We start from the raw sequence: 25,052 nt of genomic DNA, 5'->3' as shown, positions 1-25,052 counted from the left end.
GCGCAGCAACGCGAAGAACCCCGTCAACCCGGAGGTTTGGCGGGGCGGATCCCTGCAAGGACCCGGGAATCGGGTTCCCGGCGCCGTGATCAGGGGCCGGTGAAGGCCCCGGCCCGGCTGGCCGCCAGGGTCGGTCCCATCAGGCCGGAGACGCCGAGCTCAAGCAGGCTCACCGGCTGCTCCGGGCGCAGACCCGCGGTGCCGGAGCCGTCCCGAAGAATTCTCCGAATCTCCCCCCAGGCGCCCAGCGCTGTGGCGGAGAGCCCCCCCGGAAGGCGTCCGGCGACCCGTTCGACCCGCTCCCCGATCAGGGCCTGCGCGGCCCCCTCCGGGTCCCGGCCGAGCACCTCCCGCATCAGATCAGAGACCCCGTCGTCGCGCCAGCTGAGGGAGAGACGGCTCAGGGTTGACCCGATCAGATCGGCCGGGATCGGCACGGAGGCGCTGATCGCCTCCGGGATGACCGGTGCGCTCGGGCCCGGGAGTCCGCCGATCAGGGCGATCTCCCCGGCCGCGAGACCGGACAGGTCGGAGGCGATCCGGAACCGGAGCTCCCCGCGTTCGACCGATCCGGTCAGATCGAAGTCGCCGCGGATCGGACCCTTGCCGTCCAGCCTGACCCGCTTGAGGTCGCCTTCGGGGAGGAACCGGTCCGGGGTGAGCTCGAGTCCGCGAAAGTAGGCCCCGCCCCGCAGAACCCCGTCCCGTCCGGCGCTGATCAGGTCGGGGAGGGGGGCGTCAGAGCGGATCTGGTCGAGAAGGCCGCCCGGGGCCAGGTCGGCGACCATGCTGAACCCGGCCTCCGCCGCGGCGAGCCCGCCCGGGCCCTCAACCGTGTTGAGGGAGATCCCTAAAAGGTCGACGCGCAGGTCTACGTTGTGCATCGAGGGGCCCGAGAGACGGGCGCGCGCCTCGATCGTCGCAAGATCGATCCGGGACCCGTCCACACCGGAAACGCTCACCCCGTCCGCCTCGGCGCTGACCTGAAGGGAGCATCCGATCTGGGTCGCCTCAAGGCGCAGGAGCGGGAGGCGGACCTCCTCACGTCCATCCGGGACCCCGAGGTCCTGGTCGGGCCTGAAACGGATCTCACGGGCCGTGACGGTCCCGGACATCGCGTCGGTCGCAAGACAGGGCCCGGTCGGGTCGAGGAGCCTTGCGGCGATGGCGAGGTTTGACACCTCGACCTGCCGGATCAGGACGAGACCGTCCCGTCCGGGACGGGTCAGGGTGACCCCGGACAGGATCACCCCGCCCTGTTCCGGGTGGCGGACCTGTTCCGCGTCAAGCAGGTATCCGGCCGCCCGGAGCGTGCCCCCCTGCCCCGTCACGACGAGATCCGCACGGGGCGGCTCGGAGGGGGCGGCTGCGGCGGTCTCCGCCGAAATCTGCGTGGAGAGGAGCGGCAACAGGAGCGCCGCCCCGATGATCTTCTTCATGTATTCCCCCATGTCCCGTTCTCGGGATCACACGTTTTCCATCAGGAACGCCTGACGTTTCAGGTCCTCGACCAGGGCGCCGAGCACGTCGCCGCGCTCGTTCTCCCCGACCCGCTGACCCTGTTCCTCCATCTGGGCGATCCGGGCCTCGATCTCCGCCTTCGCGGAGCCCCCGGGGAACCGGCGTGCAAGCACCTGACGGGTCAGTCTCGGTCCGATCTCCTCATAGAGCCGGCTGCGAAGGACCACGTCCTCGGCGGTCGTCGAGAAGGCCCAGATCTCCGCCGGACCCAGGGTCAGGATGAGGCGCTGGCGGACCGTCCCCTCATCTTTCAGCCGGAACATCGCCCAGACCGGGGCGCCGCGCGCGCTCGGTCCGGTCAGGTGGTTGCGGATCGAATAGCGCTCCGCCTCGGACAGGCCGTACATCCGGTCAAAATAGTTGATCGAGTTCTCGGAGCCCGCGTTGCAGACGATCAGGGAGGAGACGATCTCGACGATCGACTGCGGGAAGTCCTCGATCAGCTGTGAGGCGATCTTGATGTCGACGTTGAACTTTCGACCCTCACGCGCGTCCTGGAGGATCTGGTCACAGACCATCTCGATCTTCCCGGTCCGGTGGAACTCGTCCATGCACAGGATCTTCGGCAGCTGGAGGTTCTGGCGCGCCCGCTCGACGTGATACTCCAGATAAAGGGACGGGAGCACCCCCACGTTCACCTTGGAGCGGAACTCCGCCTCGTCGAGGAAGAAGTCGCGGGTCAGGATCTGGCGCGCGAGCATGTACATGATCGCGGTCTGGCGGCGCGCGGTCGGCCCCGCGCCGGAGGCGGTCACGTCCATCAGGTCGAGCGAGACGATCCGCGAGGAGCCGATCGAGAACCGTGTATAGGTGGACAGGATCGGGAAATCGCGGACCACCTCGGAGATCATCCGCTGGAACGCGTTCATGATCGGCTGGTCCGTCTCCGGGTCACGCGCGCTCGCGTAGAGCGAGGAGACCTGGTCCGTCTGCGAGGCGGTCACCAGGTCCGCGATCGTGGGGACCGCATGACGCTGCGCGATCGACGCCTCATAGAGGCGGCCGTTCTCCGCCAGGACGTCGACCACCTCCCACCAGACCGTTTCGGAATGCGCCTCGAACCCGATCTCGTCCAGCGCCCGGTCCACCTCCCGCTCATCCTCGCGCAGGTAGCGCCGCGGGGACTTGTCGTCCTTGAGGTCCTCATAGACCCGGTCGATACAGGCGGTGATCAGGCCGCGCATCGCGACCGAGGGGGGCTTCGTCCCGTCCCCGCAGATCAGGGTGAGGAAGTTGATCAGGAAGGTCCGCTCGTTGGCGGTCGGCTCACGCATCCCGAGCTGCGTGTCGAAGACGTTGATCGCGTCCTCCCGGCTCATACGGAGCTTGCGGAACAGGACCTCATGACGGCGATTGGCCGGCAGGGCCTCCTTGATCAGGGAGATCATGCCCGACGAGGAGGGCCCGATGTCGATGATCGCGATCCGGGGCAGGACCGGATCCTTCCCGCCCGCGGTGGAGGGGGAGATGGCGGAGGCGAAGTTGATCGCGTTCATCATCACGGACTTGCCCGAACCGGGCGTGCCGACCAGCAGCGTGACCCAGGTGGTCTGTTTCGAGCTGCCCGGCTGATAGGGCCAGGTCTTCCCGTCATCGGTCCGGAACAGGACGGAGCCGTGCTTCCAGGGGCTCGCCTGGCGCGCGATCGGCCCCATCGCGAGCGCGTTCGAGAGGGGGGCCGCCGCGACCGGGGCGGTCGACGCCATCGAAATCCCCGGAACGGTCGCAAGCGTTGTCGCGAGCTGATCCCCCGAGACCCCGTCCGCCCTGCTGTTCCCCCAGCGCTGAACCGCCCCGTTCAGGATCTGGGCGTTGCGCCGCAGAACATCCCCTTTGGAGGTCTCCGCCCAGGTGGCGAAGCTCATCCGGAACTTGACCACCGTGTCCATCTGCCCGTCGATCTCGCGCAACGCGAGGATCGCCTCCCGGATACGCCGGTTATGGATCGGGTTCGCGAAGGTGAAGATCGACAGGAAGGTCGCCTTGAGGGCCTGACTGTGCATCCCACCGGACTCGATCTGAAGGGTGCAGCGCCACGGGATCTCGTTCGACTTCGAGGTGACGTCCAGCACCAGCTCGTCGAAGTCCGGAAGTGTTTCGGGGGCCAGGGTCATGTCGAAGGCGGAGAAGATCCGGTCCCCGATCCGGACGGTGCGGGAGTTCTCGACGAAACAGTCCTCTGTCGCGAGCTGGAGGTCGAAGGAGGGGGCGAAAAGGTGAGAGAAGTCCCGCCCCCTCATCTGTGCCTCCGTCTCCGGCATCATCACGGCGGCCGGGGCCGACACGGTCTCACCCGCCCAGCGCGGAAGGCGCGGCTGCCACTCCGCCTTCTGGGGCGAGGTGGACGGGTAGAGGGCCGCGCGCATCTCCTGAAGCGCCTCGGTGACAGTCAGGATCCGCGAGAGCTGCCCGACGATCCGGAAGGAGCGGTTGACCGCCTCAGCAAGCGCCTGGTGACGGGTGAAAACCGCGTCCATCACCTTCGTGAAGCTGTGCGCCTGCGCCATGACCGGGGACTTTTTCGTGACCTCCCCCGCCTTCTTGCGCGCGTCATCCGCCTCCTCCCCGCTCATCACGTCCGGGCGGGAGAAAATCGAGACGAGACAGGTCTCCGAGACCATCCTGCGGGACAGGACCCGTTCCCGCTCGGCGAGCACGTCCTCGATATCGAGGCCGAGACTGCGGGCCGCCCGTCCGGTCCGCTCGACGAGGCTGGAGATCTCCCGTTTCGCGGCGCTCGGGTCGCGAATGAAGGTAAGGCTGATCACGTGACCCGGGCTCGACAGATAGGGGGAGAGGGCGATACGGAGACGCTCGACCATGTCGGCGATCTCGTCCTGACCCGGCGTCTTGAGGGCCCCCTCAAGGAGGATCATGGACAGCAGGGTCCCGTCCTTGAGCACGAGCGTGCGGTCATCCTCCATGCTCTCCACGCGGATCATATCCGCGAGGCTCTCATTCATGAAGGTGCTGATGATACGCGCAAAGCTGCTGGTAATGCTCATGTTTCCTCTCAGCTGAACAGGGCCAGAAAGGCGGCAGGGCGCCCCTCCGGGTCCGTCTCGATGATCTCGTCAATCTTCCACAGCTGACCGGTCCGGCCCGTCTGCATCAGCAGGGGCAGGAGGATCCGCTCCGGGGCGCCCCCGTAAAGGCCGCGGTCCGCGTTCAGGCTCGACCCCATCTCCCTGATCCGGCGGGCGAGCCCCATCTGGGCGTGCATCCCGAGCTCCCAGGCAGCATTCGCGGCGGAGCTGATCATCTCCGGATCCTCCGGCGCCTTGAACCGGACCCCTCCGGCGTATCCGCCGACGAGGGTGAGGCCGAAGCCGCTCAGGGCGCGGATCATCGGAAGCATGGCGATCCGGTCATGGGCGCCGATCCAGACGCTTTCGGGAACCGTTACCCCCTCGTTCCCGCCCTTCGGGGCGCGTCCGAGACGCATCATCCCGCACAGGACGTTCTCCGCCACCACACCGGCGGACCAGCTCGCATGCGCGAGCTCCGCCGCGCCGCAGGCGCTGACCAGCGCGTCGAGAAGCCCCTTGCCGGCCGGCTCCTTCCAGGCGGGACCCACCATGACCAGCGGGTCATGGAACCGGTAGGACCCGAACAGGACCTCCACCTCCTCGAGCGGGAACGCCTTGCGCACGTAGCCGGGACCGCTCGGGGTGGTCCAGGTCGCCAGGATCGGGTCCTCGGCGCCCCGGATCGGAACGATCCGCGCGGAGATCAGGACCGGACGGTCCAGCGCCTTCAGGGCGGACAACATCTGATCGGTGATCAGATCCTTGCTCTCGAGATGCGCCTGTTGCCATTTCCCGGCGGCCGGGACCCGTTTCGACAGGACCATCTCCGCATAGGAGAGCCGCGGCGGCCTGAGGCGCATCAGCACCTCCCCGTCCGAGACCGAGGCCTCCTCCGGGGCGAAGGCGCCGAACTTCATCGCGCCTACGGTGGCCGCGACCACCTTGCGGTCGGTCGGAGCCCCCTTCTCCATCTGGGTGGCGAGCGTGGTGCGGAACCCGGTCGCGAGACTGGCGGACCGCTCGATCTGGCTCAACACCGCCTGTTCGCGCGCCGCGCTGGTCGCCCCGTGCGCCCGGATCGTCTCGAAGCTGAGCCGCATCACCCGATCGGTCAGGCGGGCGAGAAACTCCGCACGCTGGGTCCTGGGGTAACGATCAGCGCCCCAGTCGTCCAGCATCTCCGCGAGATCCGGCTTGAACCAGTCCGAGGTCTTGAGGCGGACGTCCGACCGGCCGATCGCCATACTGACCGCACGCATCGTCTCATAGGCGCAGTTCGTGACCCAGCTCATCCCCCCGGCGAGATCCGACGGGGTTCCGGTCCCGGTCTCCGATACCCCCGCCTTGACGGAGACGGCGGACCAGCCCTTGTCGTCGATGAGCAGAACCCCAATCGGGTCCCGCATCATCTCGATCGGTGTGACGTCGTCCTGATCAAGATCGGTGAGGCGAAGGTTCATGTAGCCGGCTCTTGCGAAAAAACGTAAGGTCGCGGCAACACTAGCCTGAGCCGGCAGGGCGACCAATACGAAAAAGGGGGTTCTCCACAGCGCCGTTCGCGCGCCTTCAGGCGGAGAGCAGTTCTGCGGCGGCCGAGGCGAGCCGATCAAGGTCCGGGGCGGGCCCCATCGCCTTGTGAAAGAGCGCGAGCGGCACCTGCCGGAACCCCTCAGGGGTCCATCGGGTCAGCGGCTCGCCGTCCCGGACGCAGACCGGCAGATAGCGCAGACTCTCATCGAGGGTTGTTGCGACCTGCTTCGCTTTCTCCGCCCCCTCCCGGTCGCGGATCACGAGGATCGCCTCGAGGGCGGATTCCATGTTCTCCCCCTGGAGCAGGTCGAAAGCGGCGGACTCGCGCTCACTGATCGCCCCCAGGACCCCCTCGAAGACCGCGCCCCCCTCCTCGCGTGTCATCTCCCCGAGCAGGGCCCAGGCCATGCGGCTCAGCTCCTTCTGGGCGAGGTCCGGAGCGTAGACCGGGAAGGCCCTCTTTCGGGCCATCGCCCACATCGGATGTCGCAGATCATGACAGAACTGACAGATCGGAGCGAGCTCGGCGGCGATCGATTTTCGATGCCCTTTCAGGTGGTCGATCTCCATGAGCCCCTCAAGGCGGACACCGCAGACATGGCAGGTCCAATCCCCGGATTTGAGGGCGGTCGCGATCTCCGCGGTCATGGTGGCGTTGATGAGGGCGTGGTCGCGCGCACCAAGGTTGAGAAGGCGCGGATGCCCGGTCAGGACGTCTCGAAACATGGCCCCCCCCAGAAAATGAAAGGGGCGGGTGAATCCCGCCCCCGTTCCTGTCAGTTCCCGACGGCGCGGAAGCCGCTGTTCGCGTCGGTCTGCTGGGCACCCTGCCAGATGGTGGCGATCCCGGTTCCGAGCGCGGCCGGGATGGCGACGAGCCCGGCACCCACGAAGATCAGGATGAAGGCGGTCGAGACCTTGGCAGACGGGTCGTTCGGGTTCTGTGCGTTCTGCTTGAACTTCAGGAACCCGGCGATCGCCATACCGACGCCGAGGATGAAGGCGACGACCGATACGAATTCGGTCAGCAGGCCGGTCTGGGTGCGCAGGCGGGTCGCGATATCGCCCATGCTGTTCTGCGCCATCGCCATGGAGGCGGAGCACATCAGGGAGGTTGCGACGAGCCCGAGACGTGCGAAACGGCCGGACAGGGTGTTCAGAAGAGTCTTGTGCATGAGATTTTCCCGTTCCCACTTCCTGTTTCAGGGGCCCGTGCGGGGCGTATCCTGGTTGATAAAGGCGCGCAGATCCGGCCTTCGGCTCAAGAAATACACCGCATTCCCGTTTTTCGCAACATGTCGCGCCGGCGCTGGATGTCAAATATGTGGATGACGGTCGCGACCGGGTGGGACCGGCGCCGGGGGCGTTGCGAACGGGACGCCCCCTCTCCGGGACCCCGTCGGGGGCCGCAGTCCCTGGCCGGCATCCGCAGGCGGCCCGCGCGGCCCCCCAGGGCTGCGGCGGATCCGGGTCGATCGGACCGCTCTCGCCCCACCAGAGTCCCGAAATCCGTCTCGCGACGTCACAAAACCGACCAAATCCCTGATGGTGTGACGGAAAAATCCTTTGTTTTCAATCCGTCACAGCGTCACACCGAAATTCGAAAATATGTCTGTCATGAGCGCGGGCCTGTATGCGGGCCTGTATGCGCGCCTGTGAGGGGCGGGTGCGTGTATGTGCGTGAACATATATCTTTCTTTTTGTGACACGTCTCATAAATATAAATAAATATAAGGTTTTTCAAAAGGTTAGGGGTGTCACAGTGGGGTGTCACACAGGCTGTGACAGCCGTGACGCTGTGACAGGCCTCTTCCGCATATTTCTGGGACGTCTGGACATCTGGAGGAGCGGCAATCCTATCCTTTTCCCGAGATTGCATGACATGGAGGATGCTCATCAGGGTCGTCGGATGTTATTTTTTTTCGCAAACTTTATGGCCTGGCCGAACGGACGGGCTTGCATGTCACGGCCTTTCTCTGTCATAAGGCTTTTCGCACGTCGTAGACCGGGAGGCCCGCATGACACTGAGTACGAACCGACATCTTTCGGGAAAGACTGGTGAAACGGACCCGGCGGATCAGGAGGACGAGGCCCGAATCAGAACCGGCCCCTGGTCCGAGGAGGATATCGAGACCCTCATCGAGATGTGGCACCTGCGTCACTCGAACGCCGATATCGCGGATGTCCTGGACCGGGCGGAGAACGCGGTCGCGATCAAGGCGTCCCGTCTCTCCCTGCCGCAGCGGCGCGAGCTCGAGCAGGCGAAAGGTGCGAAAATCAGAAAGTGCCTGCGTTGCGCAACGAGCTTTCATTCGCACGGGGCCGGGAACCGGATCTGCGACACCTGCAAGTCGTCCCATGAATGGCGCAGCGGCGGGTCCGACTACTACCACGTCCTGTCGGGGAGATGAGCATGCCGAGTCCTGCGAAAAAATCACCCGACCAACTCGTCAGCTATCGCGATCAGCTCCGCGCCTTCAAGGACCAGGTCCGCGACATGTTGCCGATCGACCGGGCCATCGAGGAGATGGCGGGGGTCTCCTTCACGAAGCGGGCCGGATCCGTCGCGCGGATGGCCTGCTGCCCGTTTCACAATGAGCGGTCCCCCTCCTTCAGCGTGAACCCGCAAGCGGGCTATTATCGTTGCTTCGGCAGCGGCTGTGGCGCCCACGGGGACCTGTTCTCCTTCATCATGGACTTCTTCAACGTCCCCTTCATGGAGGCGCTCGCCATGGCGGGTCGCCAGGTCGGCATGGAGATGCCGGAGCCGGACGGGAAGGCGCCCCGCAAGGGCACCAAGCCCGCCCCCTCGATCCGCCCCCGTCCGCGCATCAGCGACCGCAGCACCCACCCGGCGGATCTGAAGGATCACGGTCTCCTCCCGGTCCCGGAGCGGGCGCGCAGACCGCGCCCGAACCTTGTGGCGAAGGGCTGGCATGAGGGGAACAGCGAGACCCCCGCCGGACCCCGGTTCTATCGGCCGAAGATGGTCCATGAATACCGCAACGCCTCCGGACAGCTCCTCCTCTCGATCCTGCGTCTTGAGTTCATGAAGAAGGAGGACGGTCAGGAGAAGCGGGTGAAGATGTTCATGCCCTTCCGTCTGGCCGAGCTGCCCGAGGCCGCGCCGCGCGAGCTGATGATCGATCCGGAACGTCGCATGGGCTGGCTGGTGCGCTCCGTTGCGGTCGGCTCGCGGCGTCCCGTCTACGGGATGGAATGTCTGACGGGCTGGACCGGCGCCGGGGGGCGCGACATCCTGATCGTCGAGGGGGAGAAGACCGCCGACGCGGCGCGGCGCCTGCTCCGCAGCGCCCCGGACGCGGACCGCTGGATCGTGCTCTCCCCGCTCGGGGGCGGCAGCAGCGCCCTGCACGCGGACTGGACCGAACTTGCCACGGCGATCGCCGGCATCGAGGGCCCGGTCCGGGTGCGGGTCTGGCCGGACGCGGACACGCCGATCAGCAGGCCGGACGGCGAGGTGATCGACCGGCAGAAGAAATACGGACGCGAGATCGTCAACGGCCTGGGCTACGCGCTGATGCGCGCCGGGGCGGACCCGTCCCGTATCTCCTTCGCCCGGATCACCCCGATCGAGGGGGTCAAGCACGGTTGGGACCTGGCAGACGCGGAGGCGGAGGGCTGGTCGGCTGATCGCGTTTTTGCGAAAATTCAGGATGAAGGCATCCCGCTGACCCCGGAGCCTCAATACCTCGAGACCGACCGACCGGTCCGCGAGGAGGCGGACGAACCGGTCCCTTTTGACCATGACGAGACGGCGGTCCAGGTCCGAATCTGGGACGATCTTATGCGCGAGAACGAGAGAGGGGAGATGGGGGAGATGAGTCAGGACGCAACCGCGGAGAGCCGTGTCAACGAGGACCCTCTGGATCTCCTGCCGGTCACGGAAACGAGCCCCGCCCCGCTCGTCCTTGACGCCGAGGATCCGCTGCCGGCCCGTGCGCCGGACGCGCCTCACCCGGTCACGGATCTGACCGAGGAGGAGGTCGTCCTCCCCGACGAGGGGGGGAATGATGATCTCGTACGCGACCCGCAGGTCGAGATGGTCATGGAGAACCCGTTCTTCCGTTGCCTCGGCTATGAGAGCGGGGTCAGCTACTTCATGTCCATGCTGTCGGGACAGGTGTTCGACCTGAACCCCTCGACGATGCGCCCGAACTTCCTCATTCACCTGGCCCCGAGCGAATGGTGGGTGCGGCATTTCCCGACCGCGGCCGATCGGAACGGGATCATCAAGACGGACTGGGAGTCCGCGGTGAACGCCCTGGTGAAGACCACTTACCGGGTCGGCCAGTACAAGGCCGAGAACCAGGCCGGTCAGGGGGCCTGGACGGACGGGAACCGGATCGTGTTCAACAACGGTCGCGGACTCTGGGTCGAGGGCGATGGCCCGGTCAGCATCCGCGCCTTCCGGGGCCAAAAGAATTACATCTCCGGCCGGTTCTGCGGGATGCCCGATTTTGACAACCCGCTTCCGGCGGACTCCCCGGAGGCCTGGGCTCTGCTCGAGCTGATCGAGAACCTGAACTGGGCCCCCGAGACCCGCGCCGTGTCGATCCTGAACCTTTTCGGCTGGCTCGCGATCGGTCCGCTCTGCGGCATCCTCCCCTGGCGTCCCCACCTGTGGCTCAGCGGCGAGCGTGGCGTGGGCAAGAGCTGGATCATCAACAATATCATCAACCGGATCTTCTGCGAGTACGGGGTCAACGTGAAGGCGGACAGCACCGAGTCCGGCCTGCGGAACCTGCTGAACATGCACGCTTTCCCCCTGATCTTTGATGAGGCGGAGGGGGAGACGATGGAGGACCGCAACCGGATGACCCGGATCATCCGGCTCGCACGTCACTCCGCCGACCCCGGGAAGTCCGTCGTCGCCCAGGGGGTCCCGGGCGGGAAGGGACAGCGTCAATACGCGATCGCCTCCACCTTCCTGATGTGTTCGATCACGCCGCAGCTGACCCAGGCGGCGGACAACACCCGCTTCGGCCGTGCGCATCTGCTTCAGGGCCTGAACCATTACGACTTCGTCGAGCGGCTCCAGGAGCCGGCCGAACGCCTGCTGACCGAGGACTTCTCACGTCGGTTCATGGCCCGGATGATCATGAGCGGCCGGCGCATGCTCGACACCTGCCAGATCATGTTCAACGCCCTCTCGGGCTACGGGCTGGAACGTCGTCTGATCGACGTCTACGGGACCTATCTCGCGGGGGCCTGGGTCCTGTTGCGCGACGGGCTGCCGGAGAACGAGGCGGCGGCGATCTCCTGGGCCCGTGAAACCTTCAACATGCTCGACGGTCTTGTCGCGCAGGCCTCCGAGGTCAGCGAGGACAAGGACCATGTCCGCCTGTTCCAGCACCTGTTCACGACCGACATCAAGGTTGAAACGGTCTCCTTCGGGACCAGGACCTTCAGCCTGATCGAGCTGATCGAGATCGCCCTCGGGACCTACCCCTATGAGGACACGATCGCTGCGGAGGAGGCGGTGCGCAGCCTGCACCGGATCGGGATCCGCCTCGGGATCTCCCAGGATCGGGTCATCGCCGCGATACCGCCGGACGAGTGGGCCCGCATGCCGCACAAGGAGCGGGCCAAGGTCTTCGGTCGGGCCGCCCAGCCCGGGGAGAGGCCGGACTGCCTGCTTATCCACAAAAAGTCGACGCATATCGAGAAGTATCTGGAGAAGACACCTTACGCGGGGAACTACGCTGATGTTATGGTCCAGGCGAAAGGTGTGCGAAAAGGCGGATCGATCCGGTTCCCGGGCGGGACCTATCGCTCTGTCGAGGTGCCTCTTGAAATTCTTTCGCTTGGCGGGGATGTGACGAATGGCGGGGACGAACAGGTTCGGGGCGAGTGAGGCCAAGCTTGACCGGTATGAGACCTACAAGCGCGGCTTCCATCTCGCCTCCTTGGCGCTCGGCGTGATGGGGGTCGTGACCCTGGTCTCGGTCTCGATGGCCTACTGGGCCTTTACGAGCAAGCCTGAGCCCCGGTATTTCGCAACACGGGAGGACGGCGGGATCATCCCGCTCGTCGCCGTCAACCAGCCCTTCCTTCAGGACGGCCAGGTCACGAACTTCGCGGTCGAGGCGGTAACAACCGCCATGACGATGGACTTCGCGAACTGGCGTCAGGACCTGGCGGCGGCGAGCCGCTACTTCCAGCGTCCGGAGGGCTATGAGAACTTCCTGCTCGCCCTCGAGAATGCGAAAATCCTGACCTTCATCCAGGAACGCAACCTCGTCTCAACCGCCATCGCCAACGGGGCGGTGATCACCGGTCGGGGCGTAGACAGTCGCGGGCGCTACAGCTGGACGCTCCAGATCCCGCTCCGGGTGACCTACCAGTCCGCGAGCGAGCGGACCACCCAGGAGCTGCTCGCCGAGGTGATCGTCTCCCGGGTCCCGACCTGGGAGAGCCCGAGCGCCATCGGCATCACCCGCATCACCATGCGCACGGGCCGCTAAGGAGGGGGACCCCATCATGCAGAAAAGACCCGCCATCGCATCCGGGCTCGCCGCCCTCCTGCTGCTTACCACCGCTTTGCCGTCACTGTCTCAGCAGGACATCCTGTCCCGCTATGAGACCCAGACGGAACGCAATCCGGCCCCCTCTGGCGCTCCCCCCGCCACGGGGTCGGGTCCCGGGGCCGGCGCTGAAGCGCCGGCCCTGTCGGACCCGCTGTCGACCAACCGGGAGATGAGCCCGCTGCGCATCGAGGGGTTCAACGAGTCGATCGAGCAGATCTTTCCGATGACACCGGAGATGATCCTGCGCTACCGTCAGATCTATGAGGAACAGCAGCGCGCGATCCTCGATCGTCCCGAACCGGAGGTTCTCAACACCACCGGCCTGGTCTCACTCGAGCCCGGAGAGGCCTCCCCGGTCATCTACGTCTCCCCCTCCGTCGCCTCCGTGATCGGCTTTTATGACGCGACCGGGGCCGCCTGGCCGATCAACCAGTTTGTGGTCGGGGACGGTCAGAGCTTCCGGACCGTCCGTCTCGGGGAGAACTCGAACAACCTCACGATCAGCCCGCAAAAGCGGATCGGTCACACCAACATCGTGGCGCTTCTCCAGGGGGAGGACAAGCCGGTCACGCTGCGGATCCGGATCTCGGAATCCCAGGTGAACTATCGGCATGACATCCAGGTAATGCGTGTCGGTCCGAACGCGGAACTGAACAACGCCGTCAGCCCCTCCTCGCGCACGGTTGAGGAGGCGGGGAACTCCCTCCTGCTCGCCACCCTGTCCGGGGTCGACATCCCGCCCAGCGCGGTCCGGGTTCCGGTTGAGGGGGTGGACGCCCGCGCCTGGCTACATGACGGGGGTGTTTACGTGAGATCGCGACACGCGCTCCTCTCCCCGTCCTGGACGGAGTCCATGTCCGGACCGGACGGGGTCCGGGTCTACCGGATCCAGCCCGCCTCGGTCGCCCTGTTCAGCGTGGACGGGCGGATCGTGCGTGCAGAACTGAAACTTCCTTGAGGGGGATGCGATGAGCGACACCAACACCCCGGATGATCAGATCGACATCCCGGAGGCGGAGCCGCAGAGCTTCGCGGATCAGCGTGCGAAAAAGGGGATGTCTCCGGGGCTGAAACTCGGGATCCTCGTAGGCGGGGTCTTCACGATCCTCGGCGCCTCCTTCTTCCTGTCCGGGAGCGCGGTGGATCCGGAATCTGCCATGCGCAGCGCGCCCAACCTGAACGCCACCCCCGGCGGTGCGGTCCAGGCCGAGAACCCCCGGTTCCGGGAGCTTCTGGAACAGGCCAACGACCAGCGCGCGGATGACGCGCTGAACCGGGGGGAGACCTTCATCCCGGTCCCAGAGGGTCAGCTTGAGCCGCTCAACCGGTTCGACCGTGCCGACGCCGGTGAGGCCCCCGAAACGGATCCGAGCCTGATCGCCGCGCCCCCGTCGCAGACGACGGAGCAGCGGCGGATCGAGCCGCGCGTGATCGAGCAGCGCGCGATCCCGGCCCCGGGCTCGACCGTCTCACGTCCCCGGATCGAGACGACAGCGCCGCAGAACCAGCAGAACCCCTACTCTCAGGCGATGATCCAGCAGATGGGAGCGATCACCAAGGCCATGACGGAGACCGGGTTCATGGAGGTTCAGGATCAGCCGCCGCCGCAGCTGGAGGAGACCTCCCTGGCGCGTGGCGGGTCCGGCGATTCCGAGCCCGCGGAGCCCGCCGCGGAGCAGGTGATCGCGGCCGGAGCCATCCTCTACGCCGAGACCCTGACCAGTTCGAGCTCCGATCTTCCGGGCCCGGTTCTGGTCGAGGTGACCACCGGACCCTTCAAGGGGAGCCGACTGGTCGGTCGCTTCTCGACCGCGGAGAGCGTGGACAAGATGGTCGTCGAGTTCAGCTCCATGACCCTTCCCGACGGGACCAGCGTCCCGGTCGCCGCCTTCGCGGTGGACGGAGTCAGCGCGGAGACCGCGGTCGCGAGCGATGTGAACCGTCGCTACATCAGCCGCTACGCGCCGATCCTCGCCGCCGCCTTCATCACCGGCTACGCGGCCTCGGCCGCACAGCCGAGCCAGCAGGTGGTGAGCCTCGGGGACGGGAACTCCGTCGTGACCGAGCCGTCGGACGCGCGCCAGAACCTCTTCGCGGGGGTCGCCGCGGCGAGCGACGCGGTCGGCCAGGACCTCGTGCGCAATGCCCCGAAAGGACCCGAGGTGATCCTCCGGTCCGGCTGGCCGATCGGCGTGATGTTTGTCGAACCTGTCACCAGATAACCGTAATTGCTTGATATTTCAGGGGGAAACATGAGCAATGATCAAAGGAGAACGGGAGGGGTCATGAGCGATCAACCGATCCTTCTCGGAACGCCGAATGACCCGAAGCTGATCGGCAAGGTGGATCTGTTCACCGGAGCCGGGCTGGACACCGCGATCGCGAAACTCGACGCCTTCGTCGGGGGCGCCTTCACCGACAGCTCGGACGAGGACCCGTTCCCGTTCGGCCTCGGCGCGGAGGAGGTCCCGGAGGAAGAGCGGCAGGGGACCGCTGCGGCGGAGACCGCCGCGGCCCCGCAGGAGGAGGCGATCCTCTCCGAGACCGACAGTTCCGATCCAGATCCGGTCGATCAGGAGGATCTGGACGCGGCTGACGGGCTTGACCGGATCCTGGACCGTCTCGACAGTGAGGAGGTCGCGCCGGAGACGGGTCCGGACGAGCGGCCGTTGAGCCTTCTCGATCTGGACGCCCGTTCCGAGGACGGTCTGGAGATCACGAGCGCCCCGATCTCCCCGATCGCCGACATTCTGGCCCGGACGACGGATGGCGTCTCGGAGCTTGATGCGGGCTTCTACGATGATCCGGGCCTGGAAGAGGAGATCTACGGCGCCGCAGGGTCTGACGAGGACGGTCCGGACCTCCCGGAAACCGTCACCACCGCGAAGGCGGACGCCTATGACCCGCTCGAGGATATGCGGGACTTCGATCCGGACCTGTTTGACCCGGATGAGGACCCTGACGACCTGCCCGAAACGGCCGCGGCGGCGGAGACGGACCCGTTTGACGCCTTCGATCAGGACGCGCTTGATGCCGATCCGGAGGAGGAGACCGCCGGTGCCGGTGCGGGCTATGACCACGCGCTCCCCGAGCCGACTCCCTTCGGGGATCCGACCGGGATGGGCGGGCTCTTCCCTGAGGAGGATTTTTCGGCGGCAGGTGATCCTGCGCAAGAGCTGAAGAGCGATCTCGATCTCCCGCTCCTTGAGGAGACGGATGCCGTTTCGGATGAGGTCCAGGACTGGGACCCCCCGGTGGCGCCGCGTCGTGTGGCGACCCCGCGTTCCGAGGAGTCCGTGCTCGACGCGCTGATGGCGGATTTGAACTGGGGGGGCGCACGTCCCGAGGAGGCCGCCGCCCCGCCCCGGGAGGAGGTCCCCGAGACGGAGGACCGGATCCTGACAGATCTGCCGGATGAGGAGGCGGCGCCGCAGGCTGCGACGACGGCGACCGACCCTGAGGATGCGCCCGAAAAGGCCGCCAGGAACTGGTCGGGCATTCCGGCCTTCCTGCGTCCAGGCGCGGGCCCCCGTCTCGGGGACCTGAGCGACGCGCGCAAACCTGATTCGCCCGCCGACCCGGCGACCTTGAGCTGGAATGAGGTGATCTCGGATCCGGTGGTGGTGGCTGACGGACGCGTATCCGACACCTCCTGGAACGACGACTGGGATCGTCCCGAAACCGAGGAGACCGACATGACGAGGGACGCGGAGCCGATCGCGGAGGTGCGCGACGTCGAGTTGCCTGACGCGGAGGAGGCGCCCCTCCCCGACACCGCCCCTGAGGAGACCTCAGAGGAGGCTCCCGCGCGCCGCGGCCGCAAGCGTCTCCTGCTCGGAGTCGCGGCCGCTGCCCTCCTGGCGGTCGGGATCGGCGGCTTCCTGACCCTTTCCGCGCCGGGCCCGACCGGCTCGAGCGTGATCGCACGCGCGCCCCTGGATCAGGGGAGCCGCCTGCCGCCGGTGGCTGATTTCGTCCCGGCTACGACGGAGACCGGGATCCCCTTCGGGCCCGCATCCGACCAGGCCCCGGAAACCGGTCCGGAGACGGCGCAGACCGGGGCTGACGGGTCCTCAGAGGATCCGAACCTCGTGACCGCAAACCCGGTCGAGCCGGTGAACGACCTCGCAGAGGGGGTCAGTCCCGACCCGGCGCAGGCGCCGGACACTACCGTCCTGGCGGGGGATCTGCCGATCACGAACCCGTCCGCTCCGGTCATCGTAGAGACGGGGGCGCCGGAAGAGGTGGTGGCGCCTGAGACGGCCGTACTGACGGATCCGGCTGTGGCCGGGGTCCCCTCGGAGATCGCGGAGCTGATGCGGGAGATCGGACGTCCGGAAACGGCGAGCGGCGCCTCCTCGGAGCAGGTCCGTGTCCTTGAGACCCGCCTCAGCGAGCTTGAGACCCGCCTGGCCACCACCCTTGAGCGAGCCGAGGCGGCCTCCTCCGAGCTGACCGGCCTGACCGATCAGATCACCGGGGTGATGCAGCGCAACAGCGAGCAGGCGGAGCGGATCGACCGGATGGAGCGGATGATCCGCGGCCAGAGCGCGATCCTCGCACAGGTCGGCCAGATGGAGGAGTCCCTCGAACAGACCCAGATCGTCCTTCTGGACGTCTCCGCACGGATCGGGAAGGTCGAGGGGCAGAACCCGGCGGACCGGGACGCGGTGAACCGGGCCCTGGCGGATCTTGAATCCCGGATCCAGGCCCTGACCGCGAACATGTCCATCCTGGCCCGGATGTCGATCGAGGGGGTGGACGCGCTCCGCGCGCCGAACGCCTCCTCCGCGACCTCAGAGGTCCGGACCGCCCCCGCACGTGCCGATGAGGCGGGCGGGGCGAACACGGTGTTCCGCACTCAGCAGGGCGGGTTCCGGATCAGCTCTGACGCGGCAGGGCGGGTCCCTGCGAACGTCAAGAAGGACGATTTCATCGAGGGCTACGGTTACGTTCTGGACGTTCTGCCGGCGAGTGACGGACAACGGCTCGTCGTGATGGAGAACGGGTCCGTCCTGATCCCGACCGCGGACTGACAAGGGCCGTTCATGCAATCCGGGCCGCCGTCGCGATAGGTGAAAAAACGGCGGCGGCCCTTTCTTTTCGGAGTGAACCGGAATGGCTGACCTTCTTCAGATCGTGATCCGGGTGACCGGCTTCCTGACCGAGTTCACGGCGCTCTTCGGGGTGATCTGTTTCGTGCTCGGGGTGATCTTCGGGATCAAGGGGCTCCTCGCCGCGGCGAAACGCCAGGAGATGGGGCCGGGCCAGGGGAGCTGGGCCGGGCCGATGATGACCTTCATGACCGGGGTCTTCTTCATCGCGCTCCCGGGACTCGTCGACACGCTGAGCCAGACGATCTTCGCGCTCAGCACCCCCCCGTCCGCGGACAGCATCTTCGCCTACGCCCCCGCCACGATCGGGATCATGGACGGGGCGGAGGCCCGCACGCTGATCATCGGGATCACGGCGATCGTGCAGTTCATCGGGCTGATCGCGATCGCGCGCGGACTCTATCTTCTGAACCTCTCGGCGCAGAGCGCCCAGGGGCCGAGGACCTTCGGGCCCGGGCTCACCTTCGTGATCGCGGGGGCGCTGGCCACCAACTTCCCGATCTTCGTGGGGGTGATGGAGAGCCTGATCAGCACCTCCGGGACCGTCCCCTGACCGGGACGGCGCCGGTCAGACCGGACGCGCGTCCCGCTCCTCCTCGCGGGTCTCCGGCGCCTGATCCGGCTCCGGGAACAGCAGCCGCTGATGGCCGCGCAGCCGCGTCATCGCTCGGGTGAAGCCGACATAGAGGAGGTTGAACTCCTCATTGGCCGCGGTGACGTGCTTCTCGGACTTGCCCAGCGCGGTCTGATGGCGCTTTCTTAGCCGGTCCACGTCCGCCCAGTCATCGCCCATCATGACGGCCGGGAACTCGAGCCCCTTCGAGCGATGCCCGGTGCAGACCATCAGCCGGGCCTCGTCGGGGCTCTTCTGGTGGAGTTTTCCGAGACGTTCCACCTCGGGGGTGCGCCGCCCCAGAACCAGCTTCACGAGCTTGTTGAGGCTCGGGTCCCCCTCCTCCGCGGCCAGCTCCAGCTGCTCCCAGTTGTCGAACTGGCGGATCTCCGGGGAGGTCACGTCCTCCGTCCTCCCCTCGAAGAGGGCCTGCGCGGAACGGGTGTCGGCCAGGAGATCCTCCATCTTGTCGACATGGACCGGGTGCCCGGCGTTGAGGCATTTGATCGCCTCATCGAGCATCCCGATATTCGTCCGGCAGATGATCGCCCCTTTCGGCCCCTTGTGCTCCGCGGTGTCCCCGGGCCCGAGCCCGGTGAGCCGTTGCGCGGGGCCGCCGTCCGGCCGGGCGCTCAGGGTGAGCCGCGCGATCTCCGCGATCTCCTCCCCGAACCGGAAGGACTGGGTGAGGTAGAGCTCCTCCCCCGTCATCAGCCGGAGCGCGTTCTCCGCCCCGCGCCAGGAGTAGATCTGCTGATAGGGGTCCCCCACCGCGATGATCGGGAGGCCGGTCTTGAAGATGATCGAACGCTGGACCGGGTTGATGTCCTGCGCCTCGTCGATCATCAGATAACGGAAGCGGCCGAAGGCGTCCTGCCGGATCCCGTCATCGAGATCGAGCATCTTGAGATACATGTCATGCGAGTAGGACCCCTCCTCGATGCAGCGCAGCCAGTAGCTGGTGGCGATCTCGACGAGCGGGGTGGTGAGGAAGCGGATCGCCTCCTCCGCCTTCATCCGGGCCTCGTCCCCGGCCAGGAAATCCGGGTCCCCGACGGAGTCGATCAGCGCCTCCAGCGCGTGGGAGGGTCCGATCTCCGTATCGGCGGAGTTCGCGAAGGCGACCATGGTCCGGCAGACCGCGGCCGCGACCCGGTAGGACCCCCACCCCTTGATCATCGGCGGGCGATGCCGCTCAAGCAGGTCCGTCTCCATCAGGCTGCGGGCGTTCACCCGCGCCGGCTCCCCCATGATCTCCCGCATCACCCCGTAGGCGAGACCGTGCATGGTGCTCGCACCGCATTTCGTCCGGCCGAGCCGCACCTTCGCCTCGTCGGCGATCGCCTTGTTGAAGGCGAGATACATTCCCCGATCTGACCGTCTCTTGGCACAGAGGGTCAGCGTCGTCGTCTTCCCGGATCCGGCGAAGGCGATCACCTTCAGGGTCTGCCCCGGTCCGAGCCGGGAGGCGCGATCCCCGATCCGGTCCTGTTCCTGTGTCGGCTTCATCCGTTCCCCCATGATCTGTCAGGGGCGACATTAGGCCGGGTCTGCGAAAAAGATAACCGCTTTCCAGCGTGCACAACCTGGTGACCGTCTTCTTTCGGGGATTCCGCGCGCAGCGGGGGATATGTTTCGGTTTCCTCTACCGTTTTTCAGTCTCACCCCCCATGATGTGAAAAAGGATATCGAGCATGAGGCGGGCACTGATCATCATCGAGGCGCCAGGCAAGGTCCGCGCGTGGGAGCGCGCGGCCCGGGCGATGGACATTGCCGCGACGATCGTGACCACGCGCGGTCACATGTCCCGGTTTCCGGACCGGCTCTCCCCGTTCGGGGTCCGCTTCGAGAACGGTCGGGCGGTGGAGGAGGGGCGGGTCGCGAACCCGGTCATCGTCCGTCGGATCGAGGCCGCGCTCGACGCCCTGCCCGTCTCCGCGGAGATCCTGATCGCCACGGATGACGATCCGGAGGGGGACGTGATCGCGCTCGACGCGTTGCGGGTCCTGATCAGCCATGACCGCACCCTCATCTCCCGGGTGAGACGCGTCCGGGCCCGTGCGGTGACCGTCTCGGCGATCGAGGCGGCGATCGCCGCCGCGACTTCGGATCCGGGCATCACGGACCTCTTCCAACGCGCCGTCCCCGGAAGGGCGAGGGCGATCTCTGACCGATGGATCGGTTCCGCCTTCACCGAACTCGCCGGGACCGGCTGCGGCCGGGTGCGCGCGGCCATGCTCGGGGCGGCGCTCCTGTGGCGCAGGGACCCGTCCCTGACGCGGGGGATCCCGGAGACCGGGGAGATCACCTTCACGGCCCGGTCCGACCCGATGGGGCTCCCCTTCACGGCCCATCTCCCGCTCAACGGCACCGTTCCGGAGGCGCTGCGGTCCGTGGCGGAGCGGTATCGTGGACATCTGATCCCCGGTCACGTCTCCCCGATGGCCTCCCTCAGCGCAGCGGTCGCACCCCGGATCGGGGACGTTCGCCCCTTCAATACCGGGGACGCGCTCGCCTACGCGTCCCGCTTCTACGGCGTCCCGCCCCGGGTCGCGATGCGCGGTCTCCAAGGGGCCTATATGGCGGGACGGATCTCCTATCCCCGGACCGACGGACGCCACCTCTCCGCCCCCGCCTGCGCGAGCGTCGTTCAGGCGGCGCGGGCCTGCGGGGTCGTCGGGGTCTCGGAGCGTCTGGCGGAGCGTCATCTTCCCGAGCCGGGTCAGGCCACCACCCACGAGGCGCTCTACCCGACCCCCGAACTCCTCCAGGCGGATCTGGTCCGCCTGAAGGGGGTTGTCCGCCGCGCCTACGGGACGATCAATCTCAACTCCGAGGAGGAGGTTGAAGACCTTATGGTGGCCCTCGTCGCCCGCCGCGCCTTTGATGCGGCCCGGTCGATCGAGCTGATGCCCGGGGTCTGGCATAATCGTGAGGGGTCGGATCTGACCCCGGAAGAGGTGGACGCGCTGGAGGGGCTGGACTGGCTCCGACCGGTCGGCCCGGCAGCCCCTTGGGCGAACATGATGAGCACCGGCTTCCGGTCCTGGCCCCTCCCGGCCGTTCTGATCGACGGGATGATGATCGAGGGGCTGGGCCGTCCGTCCACCTGGGCGGTCCACGCGGAGGCGATCGCCGGGTCCGGCCAGCTGCGTCTCCCCTCCCCGGGGGCGCTCCCCGAGCTGTCGCCGGAGGGGGTCCGGGTGATCCGCCGCGTCCCGAAGGAGGCGCTCCTGCCGGAGACCTGCCGGGCGATCGAGCGGGCCCTCTCCTCCGCGTCCGGCGCCGAAGGGGACCTGATCGACATCACCCGCCTGATCCGCCTGCGGATCGACACCTGGATGGCCGCGGCGCCGGACAGTTTTCGGGCGCCGCTCATTGACCATCTGGTTCGCGTCTCCGAGGCGCGTCCCAGCGAGGCGGACCCGTTCGGGACCGGTGCCCTCCTGCCGAACCCGGAGACGGAACCGGTCAGCGCCCTTCTCGGGGAGGGGGGGCCACCGGAGGACCCGGTCGGGGATCCGGAAACGGAGCTCGCCGACCTGATGTTCTGATCCGGATCAGCCCTCCCAGTGGCGGATCTGACCGGAGTCGATATGAACGAAGCTTCCCGGGTAGTGACCGACCCCGCCGACCTCGAGCCAGCGGGCGTACTCGGCCACCTGCCACATCGGGACCCCGGGCAGAGAGAAGTCGTTGGCCCTGGCGCTGATATGCAGCGAGTCCTCCGCGGCCCCGTACCCGAGCCGTCGGAGCAGGTCATTCGTCTTGCGGCTCCGATACCCGGACAGGAATCGGACCTCGCCGTCATGCCCGTCCTTCATCGCCGCCTGCCGGATGGCGGCGAGGGCCCATAGGAGGCGGACGTCGACCTGTTTCATCTCGGACTCGCGCCAGTCCCGCATGAACCAGTTGATGCGGCGGATCTCGACCGGATCGTAGCCGGTCGGTCCGTAGAAGCGCGCGCTCATCCGCTCGTTCGTGTTCGCGTTGAACATGCGCAGCTCCGGCCGGATGGCGGAGACGAGCTGGTCGAGCCGGGAGGTCGGGCGACTGGGGGCCGTTTCCGGGCCGATCTCACCGAAGGCCGGAAGACCGATTGCGGAGGCGGCGGCCGCGGCGACGGAGCCGAACACGACCTGTCTTCTGGAGAGCATGGGGACACCCCGGATCAGGAAAAGGACGTCATGATCATACCATCCCGGAGGCGGTCCGCCATTGCGAAAAATGTGGATGATTCAGTTTTTCGTGGATTTCCTTAAAGATATCCGATCGGAATGTCTTGGCGTTTTCACGGGTCACGTTCAGATTTGAGGCGAAGAGAGACAGGAGGTACGGACATGGTCCAGCCGACAAAGAGCCCACTCGCCTGGGCACATCAGTTCCCGCCGCCCTTGCCGGCCGGGCTTGATCTGGATCGGACGATCCTGATCCGTTACGACGGGGTCAAGGCGGAGGGAGGAGACGTGATCTTCGCCGTTCTCGGCGCGGACCAGCTGCGTCTGCTCCCGGAGCGGGTCACCGAAGGGCTTGAGTTCAGCCGCCGCGACGCGGAGGGGGAGATCCGGGGCAGTCCGGATGCGTTCTTCATCGGGTCCGAACGTCACCTCAGCCTCTACGTGAACGTGGACGCCTACCCCGACTTCATCGAGCGGGTCCGCGACCTCGCCTTTGAGCACGGCCTCGATGTCGCCATCGGGGAGGGGGACCTGCAAAGCATGACCGGGCCGGACGGGGACATCTCCGCCCCGAAGGTGCCCGCCTTCGTGGAGAACGGGCTCGGATATGTGCCCTCCGTTCTTGCGATGTCCTATCTGTCAAAGATCCGCCCGGCACCCGATGCGCATTCGGGCCCTGACCTCGGCTGATCTGGCAGCCTTCAACGTGCCGGACGGGGCCTTCCGGGTCCCGTCCTTTGCGTATCGGGTGGTGGACGGGGACACCATCAAACTGATGAGTGGCCGGAGTGACGCCCTGGGCCGACCGATGGTGGCGGCCCGCCTGCGTTTCCGCTCGATGGCCGCGCCGGAGTTGCGCAGAAGTTCCTGGTCTGACGCCTCCCTCCTGGCCCTCGGCGTCGACCCGAACCGGGATTGTCCGGGGCATCGTGCCCGCGAAACCCTGGTCGGTTTCGTGCGCGGGCGTGACCTGATCGTCTCCCATCAGAACCGCTATGACCCCCACGGTCGTCTTTTGTGCGACATCTGCGTGCTGCCGACCCGGGACGCTGGTCTCGAGGAGGCGGTCAGTCTTGAGCGGGTCATGATCGCGCGAGGGGTCGCACAGCGGTTCATTCATGAACCTCTGCCACCGCTCAGACCCTACGAGACGTCCCCCTTCCCGCGGCTATGATCGGTCTTTTGGGGAAAAACCCTCCCCGGCCTGTATGATCCGTTTGCGCATCTCGCGCCCCGCGCTTATGATTTGCGAAAATCCGGAGCGCCACATGTCCGTCAGATCCCGCCTTCTTGCCTGCCTTCTTCTCCCGCTCATCTCGGGCGCGGCCGGCCTCGCCCAGGCGCAGGGGGCGCCGAGCCTCGACCTCGCGATCGACGAGATCGCCGCGCAGACCCCGGTGCGCGAGGTTCTCTACGGGGATCTCGACCGGGACGGGGTCGAAGAGGCTCTCGCTCTCACCGAGACGGGCTGCGAGACGGGCGCCTGCGACTGGCATCTGATCGGTTCGGACGGGTCCGGCCTCTGGGGGGTCCTGGCCAGCGGTTCGGGCGCGCGCGCCGAGCTCGTCGAGACCTATCCGGACGGTCATGTGATCCGGTCCGACGGGGTGATCCTGGCCTGGGACGGTGCCGGCCTGACCCCCTATCATGACCTTCTCGCCACGATGGGGGCGCCGCGCACCGCGCACGCCTCGGAGGCGCGACTTCTCAACCGGCTCACCGACGGGACGCACCGTGCGATGGACGTTCAGGTTCATGAGGCGGACCCCTATCTCGACGGGGAGGTCTGGCGTGTTGCGGTCCTGACGAATACGGATCTGGGCGGGGCTCAGGCCTTTCACCTGATCGCGCCGGACGAGACCATCGCGCTGAGCGGGGCCTCGATCGAGCGGCCTTGGCTTTACCAGGACGTCGTGGACGGGGAGATCGTGCTGCGGGTCGTCAGCGTGACCGGGACCGGCTTCATCGTCGAGACCCTGCAATGAGCGGGGAGAAGCCGAGCCGGGCCTCCCGGATCACCTCCTATTTCGGACGCCGGGTCGGGAACCCGTTCATCAACCGGGTCGGGCGGGACGCGCTGACCGGCGGCATCAGTGATGCGAAGTCGGTCCTCCAGGTTGACCGGGTCAGCCGCGACGAGGTGCGGGGCGCGATCCGCGGCCGCTATCAGGACGGGGGCCGGGCCCGTTTCGCGACGATGGCCGCGGAACGGGGCCTGTCGGAGGCGGATCTTCTGGCGATGGAACGCATGCGGATCGCGCAGTTCCGGATGATGACGCTGGTGAGCCTGATCGCCCTTTTTGCGGGTTCTGCGATTCCGTTCCTGACGGAGGACTGGCTCATCTCCGTCTCCGGCCTGATCTTCGGGCTCTTCTCCCTCCTGTTCCTCACGATCGGCCTGCGGCATGACTTCGCGGCCTGGCAGATCCGGAACCGCCGCTTCGGCGGGATCCGGGAGTATTTCGACGACCGCTGGGTCTGATCGGCAAACGAAAAAAGAAGATGTTTTCCCTTTT

General features: G+C 66.8%; 19 protein-coding genes. 12 read left to right on the top strand and 7 right to left on the bottom strand.

What is annotated here, in order from left to right:
- Nucleotides 1-89 precede the first annotated feature (89 nt).
- The 5 genes from C8N34_RS04110 to C8N34_RS04090 form a co-directional block, all read right to left on the bottom strand.
- Nucleotides 90-1,439 carry a hypothetical protein gene (locus tag C8N34_RS04110; protein ID WP_145693563.1) on the bottom strand — a complete coding sequence of 450 codons (1,350 nt, stop codon included), beginning with the start codon at nt 1,437-1,439 and terminating at the stop codon, nt 90-92.
- Between the two features lie 27 nt (nt 1,440-1,466).
- A complete protein-coding gene (locus C8N34_RS04105; protein ID WP_108127923.1) occupies nt 1,467-4,526 on the bottom strand; it encodes an ATP-binding protein in 3,060 nt (1,019 codons plus the stop codon).
- Nucleotides 4,527-4,534: 8 nt separating this feature from the next.
- Complete coding sequence (locus C8N34_RS04100) at nt 4,535-6,010, bottom strand: hypothetical protein (RefSeq protein ID WP_108127922.1); 1,476 nt, start codon at nt 6,008-6,010, stop codon at nt 4,535-4,537.
- 106 nt (nt 6,011-6,116) lie between these two features.
- The gene (locus C8N34_RS04095; RefSeq protein ID WP_108127921.1) at nt 6,117-6,806 is read right to left on the bottom strand and encodes an HNH endonuclease signature motif containing protein; all 690 of its coding nucleotides are present in this window, start codon (nt 6,804-6,806) and stop codon (nt 6,117-6,119) included.
- Between the two features lie 50 nt (nt 6,807-6,856).
- Nucleotides 6,857-7,255 (bottom strand): hypothetical protein, encoded by a 399-nt coding sequence (locus C8N34_RS04090; RefSeq protein WP_108127920.1) that lies wholly within the window; start codon nt 7,253-7,255, stop codon nt 6,857-6,859.
- Between the two features lie 843 nt (nt 7,256-8,098).
- On the opposite strand from C8N34_RS04090, the gene C8N34_RS04085 reads away from it, so the two are divergent.
- From C8N34_RS04085 to C8N34_RS04055, 7 genes are all read left to right on the top strand, one after another.
- On the top strand, nt 8,099-8,491 hold the full coding sequence (locus C8N34_RS04085; RefSeq protein WP_108127919.1) for a hypothetical protein: 393 nt from the start codon (nt 8,099-8,101) through the stop codon (nt 8,489-8,491).
- Nucleotides 8,492-8,493: 2 nt separating this feature from the next.
- A complete protein-coding gene (locus C8N34_RS04080) occupies nt 8,494-11,958 on the top strand; it encodes a CHC2 zinc finger domain-containing protein (protein WP_158640506.1) in 3,465 nt (1,154 codons plus the stop codon).
- A complete protein-coding gene (locus C8N34_RS04075) occupies nt 11,927-12,568 on the top strand; it encodes a type IVB secretion system apparatus protein IcmL/DotI (RefSeq protein ID WP_108127917.1) in 642 nt (213 codons plus the stop codon). The genes C8N34_RS04080 and C8N34_RS04075 overlap by 32 nt, the downstream gene beginning before the upstream one ends.
- Before the next feature lie 16 nt (nt 12,569-12,584).
- Entirely contained in the window at nt 12,585-13,589 is a 1,005-nt protein-coding gene (locus tag C8N34_RS04070; protein WP_108127916.1) for a DotH/IcmK family type IV secretion protein, read from the top strand.
- A 10-nt stretch (nt 13,590-13,599) separates the two neighbouring features.
- Nucleotides 13,600-14,853: a TrbI/VirB10 family protein gene (locus tag C8N34_RS04065; RefSeq protein WP_108127915.1), complete on the top strand. Its 1,254-nt coding sequence runs from the start codon at nt 13,600-13,602 to the stop codon at nt 14,851-14,853.
- 63 nt (nt 14,854-14,916) lie between these two features.
- Nucleotides 14,917-17,667, top strand: a complete 2,751-nt coding sequence (locus tag C8N34_RS04060; RefSeq protein WP_108127914.1) for a coiled-coil domain-containing protein — start codon at nt 14,917-14,919, stop codon at nt 17,665-17,667.
- Nucleotides 17,668-17,749: 82 nt separating this feature from the next.
- A complete protein-coding gene (locus C8N34_RS04055) occupies nt 17,750-18,298 on the top strand; it encodes a hypothetical protein (RefSeq protein ID WP_108127913.1) in 549 nt (182 codons plus the stop codon).
- 15 nt (nt 18,299-18,313) lie between these two features.
- Here C8N34_RS04055 and C8N34_RS04050 read toward each other — a convergent pair whose 3' ends face one another.
- On the bottom strand, nt 18,314-19,867 hold the full coding sequence (locus C8N34_RS04050; RefSeq protein WP_158640510.1) for a UvrD-helicase domain-containing protein: 1,554 nt from the start codon (nt 19,865-19,867) through the stop codon (nt 18,314-18,316).
- A 185-nt stretch (nt 19,868-20,052) separates the two neighbouring features.
- Here C8N34_RS04050 and C8N34_RS04045 point away from each other — a divergent pair, with 185 nt between their 5' ends.
- Nucleotides 20,053-21,912, top strand: a complete 1,860-nt coding sequence (locus C8N34_RS04045) for a DNA topoisomerase (protein WP_108127911.1) — start codon at nt 20,053-20,055, stop codon at nt 21,910-21,912.
- Nucleotides 21,913-21,918: 6 nt separating this feature from the next.
- Here C8N34_RS04045 and C8N34_RS04040 read toward each other — a convergent pair whose 3' ends face one another.
- Nucleotides 21,919-22,494, bottom strand: coding sequence for a YcbK family protein (locus C8N34_RS04040; RefSeq protein WP_158640518.1), 576 nt, complete (start codon nt 22,492-22,494; stop codon nt 21,919-21,921).
- 204 nt (nt 22,495-22,698) lie between these two features.
- Between C8N34_RS04040 and C8N34_RS04035 the strand changes: the two genes are divergently transcribed.
- The 4 genes from C8N34_RS04035 to C8N34_RS04020 all read left to right on the top strand — a co-directional run bounded on the left by C8N34_RS04035 (nt 22,699) and on the right by C8N34_RS04020 (nt 25,018).
- Nucleotides 22,699-23,226: a hypothetical protein gene (locus tag C8N34_RS04035; protein ID WP_108127909.1), complete on the top strand. Its 528-nt coding sequence runs from the start codon at nt 22,699-22,701 to the stop codon at nt 23,224-23,226.
- The gene (locus C8N34_RS04030; RefSeq protein ID WP_108127908.1) at nt 23,198-23,710 is read left to right on the top strand and encodes a thermonuclease family protein; all 513 of its coding nucleotides are present in this window, start codon (nt 23,198-23,200) and stop codon (nt 23,708-23,710) included. The genes C8N34_RS04035 and C8N34_RS04030 overlap by 29 nt, the downstream gene beginning before the upstream one ends.
- Nucleotides 23,711-23,804: 94 nt before the next feature.
- Nucleotides 23,805-24,521 (top strand): hypothetical protein, encoded by a 717-nt coding sequence (locus tag C8N34_RS04025; protein WP_145693564.1) that lies wholly within the window; start codon nt 23,805-23,807, stop codon nt 24,519-24,521.
- On the top strand, nt 24,518-25,018 hold the full coding sequence (locus C8N34_RS04020) for a hypothetical protein (protein WP_108127906.1): 501 nt from the start codon (nt 24,518-24,520) through the stop codon (nt 25,016-25,018). Before C8N34_RS04025 ends, C8N34_RS04020 begins: the two co-directional genes overlap by 4 nt.
- Nucleotides 25,019-25,052: the final 34 nt, after the last annotated feature.

The sequence above is a fragment of the Gemmobacter caeni genome (genome assembly GCF_003054195.1).
GTDB lineage: Bacteria > Pseudomonadota > Alphaproteobacteria > Rhodobacterales > Rhodobacteraceae > Gemmobacter > Gemmobacter caeni.
Note: the sequence above shows the minus strand (reverse complement) of the source record. Positions and strands in the feature narration are given on the sequence as shown.